General features: G+C 41.3%; 17 protein-coding genes. 10 read left to right on the top strand and 7 right to left on the bottom strand.

Features of this window, described 5'->3' with window-relative positions; all coding sequences use genetic code 11:
- Nucleotides 1-82 precede the first annotated feature (82 nt).
- From ACED29_RS11110 to ACED29_RS11070, 9 genes are all read left to right on the top strand, one after another.
- Complete coding sequence (locus ACED29_RS11110; RefSeq protein WP_124016313.1) at nt 83-646, top strand: sigma-70 family RNA polymerase sigma factor; 564 nt, start codon at nt 83-85, stop codon at nt 644-646.
- Nucleotides 639-1,346, top strand: coding sequence for a DUF3379 domain-containing protein (locus ACED29_RS11105; RefSeq protein ID WP_371697684.1), 708 nt, complete (start codon nt 639-641; stop codon nt 1,344-1,346). The genes ACED29_RS11110 and ACED29_RS11105 overlap by 8 nt, the downstream gene beginning before the upstream one ends.
- A gap of 135 nt (nt 1,347-1,481) precedes the next feature.
- On the top strand, nt 1,482-2,942 hold the full coding sequence (putP, locus tag ACED29_RS11100; protein WP_371697683.1) for a sodium/proline symporter PutP: 1,461 nt from the start codon (nt 1,482-1,484) through the stop codon (nt 2,940-2,942).
- A gap of 441 nt (nt 2,943-3,383) precedes the next feature.
- The gene (locus ACED29_RS11095) at nt 3,384-4,667 is read left to right on the top strand and encodes an OmpP1/FadL family transporter (protein WP_124016310.1); all 1,284 of its coding nucleotides are present in this window, start codon (nt 3,384-3,386) and stop codon (nt 4,665-4,667) included.
- Nucleotides 4,668-4,909: 242 nt separating this feature from the next.
- Nucleotides 4,910-5,959: an efflux RND transporter periplasmic adaptor subunit gene (locus ACED29_RS11090; protein WP_371697682.1), complete on the top strand. Its 1,050-nt coding sequence runs from the start codon at nt 4,910-4,912 to the stop codon at nt 5,957-5,959.
- Between the two features lie 5 nt (nt 5,960-5,964).
- A complete protein-coding gene (locus tag ACED29_RS11085) occupies nt 5,965-9,246 on the top strand; it encodes an efflux RND transporter permease subunit (protein ID WP_371697681.1) in 3,282 nt (1,093 codons plus the stop codon).
- Nucleotides 9,247-9,290: 44 nt separating this feature from the next.
- Entirely contained in the window at nt 9,291-9,503 is a 213-nt protein-coding gene (locus ACED29_RS11080; protein WP_124016307.1) for a DUF2892 domain-containing protein, read from the top strand.
- A 13-nt stretch (nt 9,504-9,516) separates the two neighbouring features.
- Nucleotides 9,517-9,894 (top strand): rhodanese-like domain-containing protein, encoded by a 378-nt coding sequence (locus ACED29_RS11075; RefSeq protein ID WP_371697680.1) that lies wholly within the window; start codon nt 9,517-9,519, stop codon nt 9,892-9,894.
- Nucleotides 9,895-10,356: 462 nt separating this feature from the next.
- Entirely contained in the window at nt 10,357-12,804 is a 2,448-nt protein-coding gene (locus ACED29_RS11070) for a S8 family serine peptidase (RefSeq protein ID WP_371697679.1), read from the top strand.
- A 77-nt stretch (nt 12,805-12,881) separates the two neighbouring features.
- Here the strand turns inward: ACED29_RS11070 and ACED29_RS11065 are convergent, their stop codons facing one another.
- The 5 genes from ACED29_RS11065 to ACED29_RS11045 form a co-directional block, all read right to left on the bottom strand.
- Nucleotides 12,882-13,484, bottom strand: a complete 603-nt coding sequence (locus ACED29_RS11065) for a histidine kinase (protein WP_165870087.1) — start codon at nt 13,482-13,484, stop codon at nt 12,882-12,884.
- Nucleotides 13,485-13,700: 216 nt separating this feature from the next.
- A complete protein-coding gene (locus ACED29_RS11060) occupies nt 13,701-14,237 on the bottom strand; it encodes a YaeQ family protein (protein WP_124016303.1) in 537 nt (178 codons plus the stop codon).
- Nucleotides 14,238-14,315: 78 nt separating this feature from the next.
- Complete coding sequence (locus ACED29_RS11055; protein WP_371697678.1) at nt 14,316-15,227, bottom strand: bifunctional precorrin-2 dehydrogenase/sirohydrochlorin ferrochelatase; 912 nt, start codon at nt 15,225-15,227, stop codon at nt 14,316-14,318.
- Nucleotides 15,228-15,235: 8 nt separating this feature from the next.
- Nucleotides 15,236-15,595: a rhodanese-like domain-containing protein gene (locus tag ACED29_RS11050; protein ID WP_182698082.1), complete on the bottom strand. Its 360-nt coding sequence runs from the start codon at nt 15,593-15,595 to the stop codon at nt 15,236-15,238.
- 115 nt (nt 15,596-15,710) lie between these two features.
- Nucleotides 15,711-16,031 carry a putative signal transducing protein gene (locus ACED29_RS11045; protein WP_124016300.1) on the bottom strand — a complete coding sequence of 107 codons (321 nt, stop codon included), beginning with the start codon at nt 16,029-16,031 and terminating at the stop codon, nt 15,711-15,713.
- A gap of 164 nt (nt 16,032-16,195) precedes the next feature.
- Here ACED29_RS11045 and ACED29_RS11040 point away from each other — a divergent pair, with 164 nt between their 5' ends.
- Nucleotides 16,196-16,597 carry a DUF3224 domain-containing protein gene (locus ACED29_RS11040; protein WP_124016299.1) on the top strand — a complete coding sequence of 134 codons (402 nt, stop codon included), beginning with the start codon at nt 16,196-16,198 and terminating at the stop codon, nt 16,595-16,597.
- 267 nt (nt 16,598-16,864) lie between these two features.
- Here ACED29_RS11040 and secF read toward each other — a convergent pair whose 3' ends face one another.
- Both secF and secD read right to left on the bottom strand, forming a co-directional pair.
- Nucleotides 16,865-17,812 (bottom strand): protein translocase subunit SecF, encoded by a 948-nt coding sequence (gene secF, locus ACED29_RS11035; protein WP_124016298.1) that lies wholly within the window; start codon nt 17,810-17,812, stop codon nt 16,865-16,867.
- A gap of 14 nt (nt 17,813-17,826) precedes the next feature.
- On the bottom strand, nt 17,827-19,677 hold the full coding sequence (secD, locus tag ACED29_RS11030; RefSeq protein ID WP_124016297.1) for a protein translocase subunit SecD: 1,851 nt from the start codon (nt 19,675-19,677) through the stop codon (nt 17,827-17,829).
- Between the last annotated feature and the right edge of the window lie 12 nt (nt 19,678-19,689).

Below are 19,689 nucleotides of genomic sequence, written 5' to 3'. Positions count from 1 at the left end.
AGACAGGTTCTGCTATTTAGCTTGCTATTAATCCCCCCGCTTTTTAAGCTGTTAGTTATTATTAACTCAACAAAGTTAAAAAATGTTCGATTCCCTGCGAAAGAAAAAGTCCGAACCCGCGGTCTTATCTGAGATGCTAACAAAACAACGACGATACGATAGCCTTGTCAGGGCACTTCATACCGACATATTTCGCTACGCCTTTTGGTTATGTGGTGATAAACATGTTGCTGAGGATATCACCCAAGAGACGTTCTTAAGAGCGTGGCGGTCTTTAGACTCGTTAAACGATGATAAAGCTGCTAAGGCATGGCTGATCACAATTTTAAGGCGTGAAAATGCCAGACGTTTTGAACGTAAACAATTTAACTACAGCGACGTAGAACAAGATTTACTTGAGGATGTATTATCCACAAGTCATGAAGAAGACACTGAACAGTATTGGTTGCGTCGTCAAATTGGTAAACTCGATATTGAATACCGAGAACCTTTGTTATTGCAGCTGATTGGCGGGTTTAGTGGCGATGAAATTGCCGCCATACTTGAACTTAATCGAAATACGGTAATGACGCGCTTATTTAGAGCCAGAAACCAGTTAAAAGACGCTCTCGAAGCACCAGAGGTAAGAGGTCAATCAAATGGATGATCTACAGTTTCGTCGCCAAGCATACGGTGACCCCAATAATCAGTCAGATGAATTTTTAACTCATTTAGCTGAACATGAAGATGATGCAAAATTTATCAAAGATCTAAAAGCATTTGACCATAAACTCATGCAAGCACTCAATATTAGTGTCCCAGATGATTTAGCTGATAAATTGATTTTGCGACAGCAATTAAGCCAACATCAACAAAGCAAAAAACATACTCGCTACATGATGGCGATGGCTGCATCAGTGGCTTTTATCGTCGGAGTCAGTTTTAGTTTATTACGTTTTACGCCAGTAAACTTAAGCGAAAACTCGCTAGCTCATGTACACCATGAAACCAAAGCATTAATCATGGAACAGGATATTGGCTTTAAAGATGTTAATTTTAAACTCGCCAGTGTCGATGGATTGAGTGACTCAAAGTTTATCAAACAACCAGGGCGTGTTTTTTTCACCTCATATTGTGATTTTCAAGGTGTCAAATCATTGCATTTAGTCATGGCTGACGAGAATGGCAATAAGGTCACCTTGTTCATTGTGCCCATTGAGAAGCGTATTGTATTAGAAGAAGCTTTTGCTGATAACCAATATAAAGGTCAAAGTTTTCAAACAGCCGATGCCTATATGGTCTTGGTGGGAGAACCAGCTTCTAATCTTGAGTTTGTCAAAAAAGAAGTTGAAAATACCTTTATTTAAACACTGTCGGTGACAATCTAAAATCCGCTACTTCATTGAATAGCGGATTTTTTTTACACTTGAATAATTCAAAGTGTGAACTATCTCTAACTTCTGCTAGCATGTCGAACACAAAAATAATCTCTTGAGAACTATATGGATATTCAAACACCGATCCTCATTACCTTTATAGGATACTTGGCCTTAATGATGGGTATTGGGTACTGGGCCTACCGCAAAACCGATACTGTCGATGATTATATTCTTGGCGGACGAAAAATGGGCCCCGCAGTCACCGCTCTTAGTGTGGGTGCATCAGATATGTCGGGCTGGTTATTACTGGGTTTGCCAGGGGCAGTGTATCTAAGTGGCTTGGGTGAAGCATGGATTGGTTTTGGATTAGTGTTTGGCGCTTGGCTTAATTGGCTATTTGTCGCTAAGCGTCTGCGTATTTATACCCAAGTGGCCAATAATTCACTAACCTTACCCGACTTTTTTGAGAACCGTTTTAATGACTCTCATGGGCTATTAAAATTAGTTTCCGCATTAACGATTCTGATCTTTTTCACTTTTTATGCCTCCTCAGGCATGGTCGGCGGCGCAATATTATTTGAAAAAGTCTTTGGTCTCGATTATACCGTCGCCTTATTAATAGGCTCATTTATTATTGTATCTTATACCTTTGTCGGCGGTTTTTTTGCGGTGAGTTGGACTGACTTCTTTCAAGGCTGCTTAATGTTAATAGCCTTAATTATTGTGCCTGTATCCATCTTTAGTCAGCCAGACACACAAGCAGGTTTTGAACAGATAGACCCGGCGATGTTGTCGTTTATTAATGAGAACACCACTATTATTGGCCTTGTGTCTTTACTGGCTTGGGGGTTAGGTTATTTCGGGCAACCGCATATTTTGTCTCGTTTTATGGCTATCGGCAGCCCAAAAGACTTAGTCCTTTCTCGGCGTATTGCCATGACTTGGATGATAGTGTCACTATTTGGTGCCTTAGCAACAGGTATTGCCGGCAGCCTTTATTTTGCCGCCGAACCACTTGAAAACTCAGAAACCGTGTTTATTCATTTAGCCCATGCCGCGTTTAACCCTTGGGTTGGTGGTTTGCTTATTGCGGCTATCTTATCTGCCATCATGAGTACTATCGATTCGCAGTTGTTAGTCTGCTCTAGCGTGATCACCGAGGATTTTTATCTTAAATGGTTGCGTCCACAAGCCAGCAGTAAAGAATTAATGTTAGTCGGTCGTATTGGCGTTATAGCCATCGCATTAGTGGCTGGAGTTGTTGCGCTTAATCCTGAAAGCAGTGTTTTAGGGCTAGTCAGTTATGCATGGGCCGGGTTTGGTGCTGCATTTGGTCCAGTAGTGCTGTTATCGCTGTTTTGGCAAGGCTATAGCCGCAACGGTGCAATTGCAACGATTTTAGTAGGTGCTATAACTGTTGTGGTTTGGAAACAAATGACTGGCGGTATTTTTGAGCTATATGAAATTGTCCCAGGGTTTATTTTCGCTATGTTAGTGGGCGTAATCGTCAGTAAAATATCACCACCGACTGATAAAACTATCGCTGATTTCAGTGCTTTTCGTGAGTCTTTGAAAACGCAATAATGGCATTAAAAGTTTTCTTGGTAACTCAGCTTCTTTAATAGAAGTTGAGTTACCTTCTTATCATACCTTGCCCAACTCAACACGAATAAATAAGCTTTAAAAACAACCCCTCCCATGACGGCTAATTGAGTATTTATGAGCAACTTAATACTATGAATTTAATCCAGCAGTTGCTTAACATCCACGATGAATAAAATTTAACTTAAGCTAACCAGGGTGTCGTTATCGCCGAAAATGGAGCTGAAATTCACATATACTGCCATGCTATCAAACACCTAATTCACGACTAAAAACTAGAATTAACTTAATATTAACAATAACTAACATCTGGTCGGAGTTGTTACATAGTTCACATTTACCTAAGATGCCCTAAATTTTGACCGTCAAATGTTTGAAGCGGATAAACTTTGAACAAAACGGTAATAATAAATGGACATAATAATGAATAAATTCCACAAGACTCTCATTGCCACCGCAGTAAGCTTAATCAGTGTACAAGCATCAGCCGCCGGGTTTCAGTTAAATAGTCAATCAGCTACCGGTATCGGTCGTGCAATGGCTGGGGATGCTGTTATTGCTGACAATGCCTCAGTTTTATCTCGTAACCCTGCAGCTATGGCTCTCTTTGATGAAACCGCATTATCTTTAGGTGTCGTTTATGCTGATATCGATGTGTCGGTATCGGATGCAAAAGGCAATTTTGGCGGTCAAGATGTCGCCTTTGGCAGCGAACACAGCGCTGCTGACGCAAAAGTTATTCCGAATTTCTATTATATCAACCCGATTAACGACAAAATGGCCTTCGGAGTTGCGGTATTCAGTAACTATGGCACCGGCACTGATTTAGGCAACTTAGCCAATAAAACACCGACTATAAGCGGCAATGCTGTGCCACTTCCAACTCCAGTTGATTTATTAGGTAACACAGAAGTCGTTACCGTTAATTTCAACACGAGCATGTCTTATCGCGTCAATGATGAGTTCAGTTTTGGCTTCGGTGTTGATGCCGTTTATGGTAGCGGAACCCTCACACGTAAGAGCGACAATCCACAGATCGGCAACTTAGTGGATGTTGATGCCGATGGTTGGGCTTTAGGTGGGATTGTTGGTGTGGTGTATGAAGTTAATCCAGATAATCGTTTTGGTTTAAGCTACCGTATTAGCCCAAAACTTACCGCCAAAGGCGATGTAAATTATCAGTACACTGAATACAATAAAATTGATATTCCTATCGCAGATATTGCTCAGTTTGCCGGTTTTCACCAGCTAACGGATAAATTCGCGCTACATTATACGGCTCAGTGGACCAATTGGAGCTCGTTTGACAAAATCGTCGTCAAAGATGGTGCCAATGGTGTCGACCAAGCCGACTTAAAAGAATACCACTGGAAGGATTCATGGTTTTTAAGCTTAGGGGCAACTTATAATCTCACTCGAGATCTCACTTTGCGCGCAGGTTTAGCATCGGATCAAGGTGTTGTGAATCAGCATTCATCATTATCAATTCCTGATTCTGATCGTACTTGGTATACCGCTGGCGTCAGTTACGACTTAAGCCAAAAATCGAGCGTTGATTTAGGCATCGCTTTTGTGCGCGGAGAAGATGTTACCGTATTAGAAGACAGTAAGCTTCTTGCTCAAATACCTGGTTATAGCAGTGAAATTTCAGCACAAACGCGATCAAATGCTGTTTATTATTCAGTACAATATAACTACAGCTTTTAGTTAGCACTTGTTAATCAGTGCTCTTTAACCATGAGTATTGACTGCCTTTTTTAGCTCATTCACCACGGACTAAAAAAGTATCATCTTTTTTTATCCAAACCGCCATTTAGCAATAATTGGCGGTTTTTTTATCTCCGTAATATGATTAAGATCTAATATATAAAATAATTCTAATATATCGGTTGCGTAACTGCATAAAGTCCATTAGAATTTTCTTATAGACTCCAAAATAGGCTTTTCATATGTCTCGGTTAACAAATTATTTATTCCTCGGTGTTATCCTCACCTCAATAGCATTACCTCTTGCTGTGCAAGCCTATGATGTTAATACATTAAAATTAGCATATTCCGAACAAAATCAACCGCGAATATACGATGCAAAAATTGAAGCAATTAAAGCGGCAACGATTTCAGCCCAAACCTCAGGAAGGATTATTAATATCCATTTTGATGTTAATGATTTAGTACCACAAGGCGCGTCTTTACTGGAAATCACTAATAAAGAGCAAGGTGCTGGGTTTGCGGGAGCGGAAGCTGAACTGGCTAAAGCAGAAGCACTAAACACTGAGGCACAAGCACAATATGCGCGCTATAAAGCCCTATTTCCTAAAGGGGCTATATCAAAAGGCGCCATGGATGAAGCCACAGCCAAAGCAAAATCAAGCAAACAAGCTGTGAGTGCTGCTCAAGCACAATTAATACAAGCCAAAGAAAGCTTAAATTACACAGTCGTGAGTGCGCCTTTTAGTGGCCGAATGACTCAACGTTTTGTTGAGCAAGGTGAAACAATATCTTATGGTCAGGCACTGTTCTCTGGTTATGATACTCAACACCTCAGAGCGGTATTTCAAGTCCCACAACAAGATATTGCTCAGCTTCAACAACAAGCACAAGTTGCGATTCAATTACCTAATGGTAATGAAATCACTTCCGGTGATATTGATGTGTATCAATTTGCCGATCCACTCACTCATCAACATCAAGTGCGAGTCAATCTAAATGCCGCTGATATCGAAGATATCATCGTGGGGCAATGGATTAAAGTAACCGTGGCCTTTCCCAGTAGAAAGAGTCTGGTGGTGCCATTATCGGCGATTCATCAAGTCAGTGACTTAACCTCTGTGTATCGTGTAAGTAACGATAAAATAGTATTAAATCAGGTACGAATTGGCCGAATAGATACTAAAACAAATACTGTAGAAGTGCTGTCAGGTCTTATGGAAGGCGATGAAATTGTTATTGATGCAGGACGTTATTTAATTAATTCCTCAGCAACAAAAGCTCAGGAGTAGACCGAATGACAACCCCCAACGAACCAAATAAACTCGGCATCTCAGGCTCAATAGCAAAGGCATTTCAACAAAGTGCTATCACCCCATTATTGGCTATTTTAGGCTTATTACTGGGTCTTTTTGCGGTAATTATTACGCCAAAAGAAGAAGAGCCGCAAATAGATGTCACTTTTGCAGATGTGTTTATTCCCTATCCTGGCGCCACGCCGACGGAAGTGGAAAATCAAGTCACCTTGCCGGCTGAACGTATCATTTCTCAAATAAAAGGGATTGATACTCTTTATTCATTCTCTCAACCTGATGGTGCGTTGATTATCGCGATTTTTGATGTCGGTATTCCACGTGATGAGGCCGTGGTTAATTTATATAATCAACTGTACTCTAACCGAGATAAATTTAATCATGCCGCTGGCATTGGTGAGCCATTAATTAAACCCAGAGGCATTGATGATGTGCCTATTGTAGGCCTGACCCTCTGGTCTAAAGACCCAAACATCACCGCAGAACAGCTTACCTTAGTGGCATCAGGCTTGGAAACCGAACTAAAGCGGATACCTGGCACGCGAGAGATTTACAGCCAAGGTGGCCACGAAATGGTGTTAAATGTGCGTATCGATCCTGTCAAAATGAGCAGTTTCGGCGTCACGTTCAACGATATTAGTGCCACTTTACAAGATAATAACCAGCTGTCTACGCTAGGATCCTTGACACAGTTTAATCAAGAAATAAAACTACAAACTGGACAGTTTTTACGTACGCTTGATGATGTCAATAATTTACTGATAAAAGTCAATCAACCAGATGCAACATCGGCTAGAAGCTCAACTCCCCATGCCGTTTATTTATCTGATATTGCCGATGTAAGCCTCAAAAGTGATATACCCAAACAACATGTTTGGCATGTCACCGACAAGGGAACTTATCCTGCTGTAACGATTGCGATAGGCAAACAAGCAGGCACCAATGCTGTCGATATCGCTGATGCGGTTTTAGCGAAAATCAAGGCTGTCGATAATGTATTAATTCCCAATAATGTTGATGTTGCCATCTCTCGTAACTACGGTAAAACAGCTGGGGATAAATCGAACACACTTATCTTTAAATTGATTTTTGCTACATCGGCAGTGGTACTGTTAGTTTTATTCACCATGGGAGTTCGTGAGTCTGCCGTGGTGGGTGTGGCTATTATTATTACCCTAGCCATTACTTTATTTGCATCGTGGGCTTGGGGATTCACCCTCAACCGTATTTCGTTATTTGCGCTTATTTTCTCGATTGGCATCTTGGTTGATGACGCTATTGTTGTGGTCGAAAATATCCACCGACATATGGCAATGAGTGATAAACCCATTAGCGAACTTATCCCACACGCCGTTGATGAAGTCGGCGGACCTACCATACTGGCTACTTTTACGGTTATTGCCGCCCTTTTGCCAATGGCATTCGTATCGGGACTCATGGGCCCATACATGAGCCCTATTCCGATAAATGCCAGTATGGGAATGATCATTTCGTTATTAATTGCCTTTATTATGACGCCATGGCTGAGCAATAAGTTATTAAAGCCTCACAAAAAATCTCATAATTCAACTAATTCAACTAATTCAACTGCAAGTACTGACATTGTGGTAGAAGAAGACAATCGATTAACACGCTTGTTTACCCGCATAATGAGCCCTTTTTTAATTGGCGAACATGCACCAAAAGCCCGTAAAGGTTTGGCTTTAGGCATTGCTTTATTGATTGCTTTTGCTGTCGCCTTGCCAGTAATGCAAGCGGTAATATTAAAAATGCTGCCCTTTGATAACAAGTCAGAGTTTCAGGTGATGGTCGACATGCCTGAAGGAACACCAGTAGAACAAACTCAAAGAGTATTGCAAGATCTCAGTCAATATCTCACGACGGTTAAAGAAATTGAGCATTTACAATTGTACGCAGGTACTCATGCACCGATGAACTTTAACGGCTTAGTAAGACATTATTTCTTGCGCAGTAGCCAAGAACTCGGTGAGATCCAAGTTAATCTGGTTGATAAGAAACATCGCGACCGCGACAGCCACACCATTGCATCATCGGTGCGTGAGCCACTACAAAAAATTGGTCTTCGATACCATGCAAATATTAAGATTGTTGAAGTGCCACCCGGACCACCAGTGTGGTCACCCATTGTGGCCGAGGTTTATGCACCGAACACTAAGCTACGCGAACGAGCAGCCAATGACTTATTACAACGATTCAAGGACACTGAACATGTTGTTGATATGGATATTTATTTGCCAGCACAGCAACAAAAATGGCAGGTAATTATTGACCGTAATAAAGCTCGCTTATTGGGAGTCTCTTACGCCAGTATCGTCGATACCATCAGCACAGCCGTTGATGGTAAAGATGTGAGTTATTTGTATCAAGCACAGTTAGCTCAGCCCACGCCAATTAGATTACAACTTGATGAGGCATCTAAAGTAGACCTCAAGCAAGTGTTGTTATTACGCTTACCAACTCAATCGGGTGAAACCGTGCCATTGACAGAGTTAGTCAAGGTACAACAACAGGTTATTAACGCACCAATTATCCACAAAAATATGGTACCTATGATCATGGTTATTGCTGATATGGCAGGCCCTACTGGCAGCCCACTATACGGTATGTTTGACATGGTCAGCCAAATTAATCAACAAAATGAACAAGGTGATTCAAGTTACCCAATTCAACAAAATCTGGTTAATCAACCTGATGGATTAACTGACGTGGCTATTTTATGGGACGGTGAATGGAAAATCACATATGAAACTTTCCGCGATATGGGTATTGCTTATGCTGTTGGAATGATTGCAATTTACTTGTTAGTTGTGGGGCAATTTAAATCATATGTGGTGCCGTTAGTCATTATGGCGCCAATACCATTAACCATCATTGGCGTGATGCCAGGACACGCTATATTGGGTGCTCAATTCACGGCCCCCTCGATGATAGGCATGATTGCGCTAGCAGGTATTATTGTTCGAAACTCTATCTTGCTGGTCGATTTTATTAATCAGCAAACAGCTGCTGGAATACCATTAGAACAAGCCGTTATCCATTCTGGAGCTGTGCGTGCCAAACCGATTATGTTGACAGCATTAGCGGCAATAATTGGCGCATTATTTATTATTGACGACCCTATTTTTAATGGTTTAGCTATTAGTTTAATTTTTGGTATTTTTATCTCGACCATTTTAACCTTGGTAGTAATCCCAGTATTGTATTATTCGGTTATGAAAAATAAACACATTATCACAGCTAAGTAACAAGATTATTCGTTAACTGGGCAACGCCCAATAAGGATCTAAACATGTCATTAGAAAGAAGTATTATGGCCTTTGCAGGCTTCATGGTTTTATTATCGATAGTGTTAACCGCAACTGTCAGTCCACATTTTGTCTGGCTAACGGTGTTTGTAGGCGCTAATCTATTTCAGAGTGCATTCACAGGCTTTTGTCCTGCGGCGATGGTAATGAAAAAATTAGGCATCAAAACTGCAGCGGAAATAGCCTTAAATAAATAACAAGGAATTTATCGTGTTTAAGAAATCTATGCTGTTGTCTATTCAATCGGTATTGGCGCTATTAGTGATATTAGCAGCATCACTCATGCCGACCTGGGCGGCAGAGCAAGAGCCCAGCGTTGCATGGGAGAAGATCGACCGTGGCGTCATGTTGATTGATGTGCGTACTGCTGAAGAGTTTGCAGAAGGACATATTGACGGTGCTATGAATATCCCATTCAATAATATCGTACCCGAGTTAGCAAAGCTCAATATCACTAAAAACACTGAAATAGTGCTTTATTGTCGCAGCGGTAATCGCAGTGATATGGCACAAAAATCACTCGTTAAACAAGGATACAGCAACACCTATAATGCAGGTGGTTTTAACAGTTTAATATCTGCACGATAATATCAGCAATAAATTAAGCCACAGAGCTAATCCTGTGGCTTAATATTATGCTTCAATAGCATCCTACTCATCACCAGCACTACAGAGTAAACCACTGTTATTATTTCAATAACACCAAAAATCGTAAACTATCATTTACACTGTATTTAAGTTAATTATTTATTAGCATTAACAACTTCACTTATTCATTTCTCGGTTAAGCGCTTACATCTAGGTAACTTGATAAAAGTTATACAGATAACTTTTATCAAAATACTGCTTAATAAATTTTAAATTCATAAATGTTACATAATAATTCACGAAAATATCATAAAAAGTACTTGTATTATCAAAGTCAATGTTAACAAGTTATTTACATTTGGTGAAAATATGATTACCTTTTAAATAGATAGGCAAAATAAGCTTATCGGTAAACATAATTATAAAAGACGTTATTTAACTCTGATTAACATGGAAGATAATATGAAAAAGAATAAAAACTCAGCGGTCGTGCTTAGCATGACCGCTCTTGCTTTGGCTATTTCAACTCAAGTCAATGCGGCCCCATCCCCCTTACAGCTTTCTGCTACCAACCAACAAATTGATCAACAATCTCCGTTACCTAAACGTTATATCGTTAAATTTAAGAATGATAATGCGGCACAAACGTTAAGCAGCAGTTCTGTAACGCAAAATGTGGGCGTACAACCTGAAACAAATAGTATGTCTTATCAGCCTCGCTCAAACGAAGTATTCAGTCAATTTCGTGCTTTGAACAGTGTAAAAGCGCGAGAAATGAAGCGTGTTGGTCGAAGTAATAGTTATTCCGTAAAACTCGACTCGCCATCAATCAAAGCATTGCGTTTACGTCAAGACGTTGAATATGTTGAAGAAGATTTACCACGTAGATTGCTTGCAGAAACAACTCCTTGGGGACAAACCTTTGTTGGTGCAACTGTAGTAAGCGACAGCCAAGCGGGTAATCGCACTATCTGTATTATTGACTCTGGTTACGATCGTAGTCATAACGATTTAAATGCAAACAACGTCACCGGAACCAATAATTCCGGAACGGGCAACTGGTATCAACCGGGTAATAATAATGCTCATGGCACTCATGTCGCAGGTACTATTGCTGCCATTGCAAACAATGAAGGTGTGGTCGGGGTTATGCCTAACCAAAACGCCAATATTCATATCGTAAAAGTGTTTAATGAAGCAGGATGGGGCTACTCATCATCATTAGTAGCCGCTATCGACACTTGTGTTAATTCAGGTGGTGCAAATGTCGTCACAATGAGCTTGGGTGGCAGTGGTTCAACCACAACCGAGCGTAATGCATTAAATACTCACTACAATAATGGCGTATTATTAATTGCAGCTGCTGGTAATGCTGGTGACAGCAGTTATAGCTACCCTGCTTCATATGACAGTGTGATGTCAGTGGCCGCCGTTGACAGTAACCTTGATCATGCAGCATTTTCACAGTACACGGATCAAGTTGAAATTTCAGGTCCTGGTGAAGCAATTCTGTCAACCGTTACCGTTGGTGAAGGACGTTTAGCAGATATCACTATTGGTGGTCAGTCCTATTTTAGCAATGGCGTAGTACCGCACAATCGTCTGACTCCATCAGGAACCAGTTATGCTCCTGCCCCTATCAATGCGAGTGCAACCGGAGCCTTAGCAGAGTGTACCGTCAATGGAACCAGTTTTTCATGCGGCAATATGGCGAATAAGATTTGTCTTGTTGAGCGCGTAGGCAACCAAGGTTCAAGCTACCCTGAAATCAACTCAACTAAAGCATGTAAAACTGCAGGCGCTAAAGGTATTATTGTGTACAGTAATAGTGCCCTACCTGGCCTACAAAACCCATTCTTAGTTGATGCCAACAGTGATATTACGGTTCCTTCAGTGTCAGTAGATAGAGCAACAGGGCTTGCACTTAAAGCTAAGTTGGGACAATCAACGACAGTGAGTAATCAAGGTAACCAAGATTACGAATATTACAATGGTACCTCTATGGCCACACCGCATGTGTCAGGGGTTGCTACATTAGTGTGGAGTTACCACCCTGAATGTAGTGCAAGCCAAGTGCGTGCAGCACTTAATGCAACAGCTGATGACTTAAGTGTTGCGGGACGTGATAACCAAACCGGTTATGGGATGATTAATGCCGTTGCAGCAAAGGCCTACTTAGACGAATCATGTACTGGTCCAAACGATCCTGGCCCTGGTACTGGTGACAGTGTACTGGTAAAAGGTGTCGCAAAAACCGGTCTAGCTGGCGCTAAAAGTGATGAGCTATATTTCTCGTTAGACGTCCCTGCAGGCGCAAAAGACTTAACCTTTACCATGAGTGGCGGTACTGGCGATGCTGACCTGTATGTGCAATATGGTGCATCACCGACCAGCAGCAGTTATGACTGTCGTCCATGGAAGAGTGGTAATGCAGAATCTTGTCCTATTGCCACACCACAAACGGGTACCTATTATGTGATGGTGCAAGGTTATAGCGCATTTAGTAACGTCAACCTAGTGGCTAATTATACCGCGGCAACAACCAGTGGTGGCAATACTGGCGGTCCAGCAAGCTATACTAATACTGGTAATTATACGATTCCAGATAATAATACCACTGGTATCACTAGCCCAATCACGGTTACTCGTACTGGCGATTCAGGATCGGTATCAGTGTCTATCGGTATCATTCACACGTATATTGGTGATTTAAAAATCCAGTTAGTGAGTCCTACAGGTCAAACGGTTGTACTGCATAACAATACTGGTGGTGGAACCGATAACTTAACCCAGACTTACACAGCTAATATGGCTGGTGTAGAATCTAGTGGTGTATGGACTTTAAAAGCAGTTGATAATGCCAAACAAGATACTGGGTATATCGATACTTGGAGTTTAAGCTTCCAGTAATCTCCTCTTGTTCAATACAAAAATAGCCACGAAATGTGGCTATTTTTTTACGCTTTACTCATTAACTGATTGAAAACCTAAAAGTGAGGCTGTGGTATTTGTAATACCGCTGGCTGCTGAGTATTGGCAATAACCTTGAATATTGAGGCAAATGAGTTTGGTGTGCTCACATCGACAGCAAGCTTCAATCGCCTTGCAATATCATTGGCTGATAATACTCCGCGAATAGCATGTTGTTCGCGATCAATCACTAAACAATGTTGTTGCCCTGCTGATTGCAATGTTTCAATTACATCACCGATTCGAGCATAATTTAAATCTTCAAAATCGATCGCTTTAAGATCTTCTTTAGGGATCATAAAATCAGCAACACTGAGGTGTTCACGCTGATGTCCTGCGGCCACTCGTTTTAATATCTCTTGATTATGTAATGATTCAAAACTGATTAAGCCAATAAACTGATCGTGATGGTCAATGACTAATTTAAGGCGGACATGTGACTTCTGCATTAAGTGCTCAACATTCACAGCCGATGTACTTGACTCAATAACCATAGGTGTCACTTTCTTGAAATCAGTAAACACGTTTAATGCCGAAGACTGTACTGATATGTCTTCATGGGCTTCTGGTGAAGTTAATTGGTCAATTTTTTCTACTGGGTATAGGGCTAATTTTTTCACAACAACATCCTTAATCAACAGCTACCGTCAAAATAAAACTATTATTATCAGTTATTTATATCTTTTCGGTATTTACTAGATATCTTGATTATCTGCCTGTGTTTTTATTAGCACAAGGCACATTTGATTAAACTTAATTAATTTTCATAAAATTAAGGTTTAATTCACACTGTTGTGATTCGGAGTATGTTAGGCGCTAAATTTAGGTAATTCCCATCATTTTAAGACTTCAGGTTCGATTAACACACTATTATTTGCATCTGAAAACCACACTTGCCCTTCACTAAGGCTTACTTGTAACGCCATGTTACGATTAACAAATATATCCATTTGTTTAACTGCATCTTCAGGAAAATTAATCACGCTTAAATTATCGTAACGCGCGAATGCTTGCTGATTTTGTTGCCACCAAATAGGTACACTTCGGCCGCCATAAGTATAAAGAATGACTCGTTTTGAACGACCACACGCTTTTCTGAGCCACTTTTCATCTGCTTGACCAAATTCAACCCAAAGATCAATTTCGCCACTGAGGTTTTTATCCCAAAGTTCCGCTTCATCATCAACGCACAAACCTTTACTAAACACTAATGATTCTGATGCATTAATCGCAAATGCCAGCAAACGAACCATCATGCGGGTGTCGGTCTCAGATGGGTGTTGGGCTAAGGTAAATTGATGATCGGCATAATAATGACGATCCATATCTGCTATCTGCAAAGAGACTTTAAAGACGGTAGCTTTAGCGGCCATGAAGGGTTCCAACTCATATAAAAAAACCGAGTCTACTACAAAGTAGACTCGGTATAATAGGACATCATTCTTATCGAGTTAAACTGCGCCTGGACGAAGATGTTTTGCCATCGGGAAATGTGCGCTAAGCTGACTGATTTTAGCCAATGAAGACACAATTAGAATACGACTACCATGCTCATATTGATGAGTAATATCACTTAATAACGGTACCTTTTCTCTGCTAGCATCGCGCCTTAATAGTTCATTAATCTCGCCATCGAGCGGGTTATCACTGTAAACCACATCTAATGTCTGTAGCAAAGGCATTGCGGCTATAGGCAACAAATGCGTCGGAGTGTCCTCAGTTAATAAGATAATGTCGCCTTTAATACTCAAATGATCAAAAGCATCAAGATAACGCTGTTCAGTTAAGCCATCAAACTTATCTTGGTTAGTGGTAAAAAACTGTTCCCAAAATAAACGTCTATCTTTACCTGCGGATAATTTATGTTGGACTTCTTCTCGCTTGCTAGCAACAAAATCAAATAATGGTGCTAACGATGGTGGTAACATGGTTTCGAGTCTCGAACGAATCGTTCGCGCAAACACTGGGGCTGCTCCAGCAGTACTTATTGCCACGACTAACCTGCCTCGGTCAACAATAGAAGGCGTAATAAATCGACAAAACTTAGGGTTATCGACCACATTAACCCAAATTCCACGCTCAGTGGCTAATTCGGCAAAGTCCATATTAAGCTGTTCATTAGCTGTGGCCAAATAAATAATGTCGACATTGGCAAAATCAGCGCTGCACACTTCGCGGCGCGAAAGTTTAATACGTCCCTGAGAATAATAGCTTTCAATCTCATTGGCGACGTCTGGCGCAATTACATGAATATTGGCATCAGTACGAGACAAGAGATCTAGTTTACGTGTAGCGACCTCACCTGCGCCAACCAATAATACCTGTAATCCTTGGGTATCTACAAATAATGGGAAATATTGCATTAATCTACTCAGTCTTCAACGATAGGGAATTGATGTTGTATCCAAGCGCGGTATCCACCAATCATCGAGGCGACTTGTGTGTATCCCATAATCTGTAAATTATAGGCCGATAATGCTGCACGTTGGCCGGCACCGCAGTAAAGGAGTAATGGGGTATCTTTGTCAGGGAATCGATGCTCTATATCACGCTCAATAATGCCACGGCTCAAGTGTTTTGCTTTGGGTAAATGCCCTTGCAGCCACTCATTATCTTCTCGAACATCAATTAATTGCCACTGGTCTTGTTGTTGATATTGTTCAATCGTTAGCAAGGTAACATGAGGCATAACTGAATCAACTAAACGGGCGAAAGCTGGAGATGCTTGCATAGGTATCCTTAAGTTAGGTAAGTCGCTTATCAGTAACAAATGAGTACTTTATACGTCATAAACCGCAAAGTGGTTTAGTCTGTAGTTTATGAAAAAAATAAACTTATACAAGCGCTTATTCGTTATGCATTTCACTTCTTTGCGAACTACATTGCCAACACAACTCAAAACTTCCTTCATTTATTTCATGGCACTGAACGCATTGCCATTGAGGTTTTTCAATATCAAGTGCATCCAATAAACTCTGTGCTGCCACAAGCTGACTATCTGCAACCCATAACTCAACAGTCTGCATTTCAATAGGCAAACCGCCAACACCACCGATAAGCGCTTCTCCTTTAAGATCAACGTCTATTCCACTGGTTTCAAGTAACCCTTTCCATGTGTGAGCCTGCAGTAAGTTACCACCAGCCAATAATACTTTTCGTTGTTCCATGCGAGATCCTATGTCATTGCTCTTGCTGGCAAATTTATGTCATCCTACTGCCTAAGCCAAAATCTGTCGAGTATTGTTTATAAATTGGACATTTATAACAAACAATGATTATCTTAATGCAACATGGGTCATTGCACTCAATAACATCAAAAACGGGACTCTACATGACAAAAATAGTCTTAAAAGGTGTATTTCAAATCACCACCTGGAATGAATCGACTTATGCAGAACACCACAACGACAGCAAACAAACCATAGCAGAAATTAGCCAAACATATTCTGGTGACGTCAGTGGTTCTGCGCAAATCCGCTATATTATGTCATACCAAAAAGAAGGTTCGGCTGTATTTGTTGGCATAGAACACTTAACCATTGATACGCCAGAAATAGCAGGCAGTATAGTTCTGCAACACAATGGCGTATTCTCACAAGGCGTGGCACAGAGCCAATTTAACGTAATCGCTGATTCAGGGACCGATAACCTGCTGCAATATATTGGCCACGGCGAATTTACTTCAACCGAAAATGGTCAAGCTGATTACATCATCACTCTACAACATGAATAAAATAACTATTTCTCGTTTAGATACTGATATCGGCACATTTAGAGTATCAGCAAACCTCATACAAACAAGATTGGTTTTTACCGGCGTTGAAATCCTCGGTAGCGACGGATGGGAAGCGCTAATAATCGATCCGCAAACCCTGTGGTACAAAACCTTGTTGGTGGCCTGTAAAACACATTTAACATCTCAAAATAGTGACCTTCCATAAACAATAAACCCCAGCAAGCTGGGGTTTATTGTTAGCGATTAAATAATTAACAATGCATATTAAGGCATCATTGAAGGTTGGTCAGCACCTTCTTTTTCAATCTCTACAGGTAACATGTGCTCACGGTTAATACCCAATTTAACGGCTAAGTAACTTGCCACGTAAATTGATGAATATGTACCGACAAAAATACCTAATAGCAATGCTGTTGCAAAGCCATGGATCATCGTGCCACCTTTTAAGAACAGCGCAATAACGGTAATTAATGTGGTACCCGTAGTAATAACGGTACGGCTCATGGTCTGGGTGATTGAGGTATTCACAATCTCTTCAGGTGTGCCTTTACGCATTTTGAGGAAGTTTTCACGGATACGGTCATACACCACGATAGTATCGTTAAGTGAGTAACCCACAACTGTCAACAAACCTGCCAATACGGTCAAGTCAAATTCAAGCTGTAATACCGAAAACACCCCTAAAGTAACAATAACGTCATGGGCTAACGCCGCAACAGAACCTGCTGCTAAACGCCACTCAAAACGAAATGACACATAGATAAGAATACAGATTAGGGCAACAATAACCGCTAAGCCACCTTGCTCTGCTAACTCTTTACCTACCTGAGGACCAACAAACTCAACTCGCTTTTGAATCACGCCCGCATCAATTGATTGCGCTGCGGCTAATACCGCGGCAACCTGGACATCACTTTTTAGCTCATTTCTGACCGGTAAACGCACCAATATATCGCGGCTTGAACCAAAGTTCTGTACTACTGCACCTTCAGCTTCCGCTGAAGTCATAGTGCCGCGCAAAGCGTTCAAGTCGACAGGAGCTGAAAACTCCATTTCGACTACCGTGCCGCCAGTGAAGTCCAAACCCCAGTTAATGCCTTGAGTCGCAAGCGACCCTAGTGAGGCAATAACCAGAAGCATCGACATAATACTGATGATTTTAGCATGACGAAGAAAGTCGACTGTGTTCTTTACTGAAAATATCTGTAACATATTCAACGTCTCCCTTAGATAGACAATGACTTAACGCGCTTACCACCCCAAACCGCATTCACGATTGAACGTGTGCCTACGATGGCAGTAAACATAGAAGTCGCGATACCTATCATTAAGGTAACAGCAAAGCCTTTCACCGCTCCGGTACCAACAGCAAATAAAATTAATGCTGTCATAAAGGTGGTGATGTTGGCATCTGCAATGGTTGAAAATGCATTACCATAACCTTCATGGATGGCTTGTTGAACGCTACGACCGCCAAGAAGTTCTTCACGAATACGCTCAAAAATCAGCACGTTTCCGTCTACCGCCATACCCACAGTTAATACCATGCCAGCAATACCTGGTAAGGTTAATACCGCACCTGGGATCATCGACATCACACCAACAACCATGATTAAGTTCGCCAATAATGCAAGGTTGGCAATAAAGCCAAATGCACGGTAGTAAACCATCATGAATACAAGTACAACAACCATACCCCAAATCATTGCTTGAACACCATTTTGGATGTTTTCAGCACCTAAGCTTGGGCCAATAGTTCTTTCTTCTACGATAGTCACAGGCGCAATTAAGGCACCAGCACGAAGCAATAACGCTAAACTTTGTGCTTCAGTGTGTTCAAGACCCGTAATCACAAAATTACGACCTAAACGCGCTTGAATGGTAGCAACTGAAATGACCTCTTCAATACGAGTCATTTTCACTGTGCCATCAGGATTACGTGTACCACTGTCTTTATATTCAATAAACAATGTTGCCATTGGTTTACCGATATTGTCTTTGGTGACGTTTGAGAAAATCGAGCCGCCTTTAGCGTCTAGATTAATCGCAACCTGTGGACGGCTATATTCATCGAAAGTTGGTTGCGCACCAGTAATATGATCACCAGTTAACATCACTTCTTTCTTCAATACCGCAATCCCACCTTCACGACGTTGGTACACTTCTGCACCAGCAGGTACACGGCCACTTGCCGCTGCACTCACATCAGCTTTGTCGTCAACCATACGAAATTCAATCGATGCTGTTGCACCTAAAATCTCTTTTGCACGCGCGGTATCTTGCACACCTGGTAATTCAACAATAATGCGCTCAGCGCCTTGACGTTGAACTACTGGCTCAGCAACACCAAGCTCGTTAACACGGTTACGGATAGTGGTAATGTTTTGCTGAAGTGCTTCTTCCTTAATCTGTTTAAGATAAGCATCACTCATGGTAGCAAGCAGCATAAACTCATTACCGCTGCTAGCATCGGTATAGGTCATGTCTTTACTGCGAGTTTTTAAATATGTCTCAGCTTGGTCAACAGTTGCAGCGTCACGAAACTTAATCGCAATCCCTTTTGGGGTTTTACGAATACCAGCGTAACGAATTTTCTCTTCACGAAGTTGGCTTCTGAAATCTGCTATTTTAGCTTCTTCCATTTTACGGATTGCTTCGCCCATATCCACTTCCATTAAGAAGTGAACACCGCCACGCAAATCTAAACCTAATTTCATCGGCGAACCACCAACAGCTTCAAGCCATTTTGGGGTTGCCGGTGCTAAGTTCAATGCAACGGTATATTTCTGGCCAAGCAGTTCAGCAATAGACTCTTTTGCCAACAGCTGCTGCTCAGGATTTTGCACACGAACTAATAACTGACCATTTTCAAGCTCGGCACGCTTTACCGCAATACCCTGACTCTCTAATAAATCAACCACAGTCGTTTGAGTCGATGCAGTGACTTCAGCGCCGCGGGTTGCGACGATCTGTACTGCATGATCTTCACCAAACAAATTTGGTATTGCATAAAAACTACCAATGGCGATGATGAGCATCACCATGATATTTTTCCACATTGGGTATTTATTTAACACACCATAGCCCTC

The sequence above is a fragment of the Shewanella sp. 5S214 genome, assembly GCF_041439795.1.
Taxonomy (GTDB): Bacteria; Pseudomonadota; Gammaproteobacteria; order Enterobacterales; family Shewanellaceae; genus Shewanella; species Shewanella vesiculosa.
Note: the sequence above shows the minus strand (reverse complement) of the source record. Positions and strands in the feature narration are given on the sequence as shown.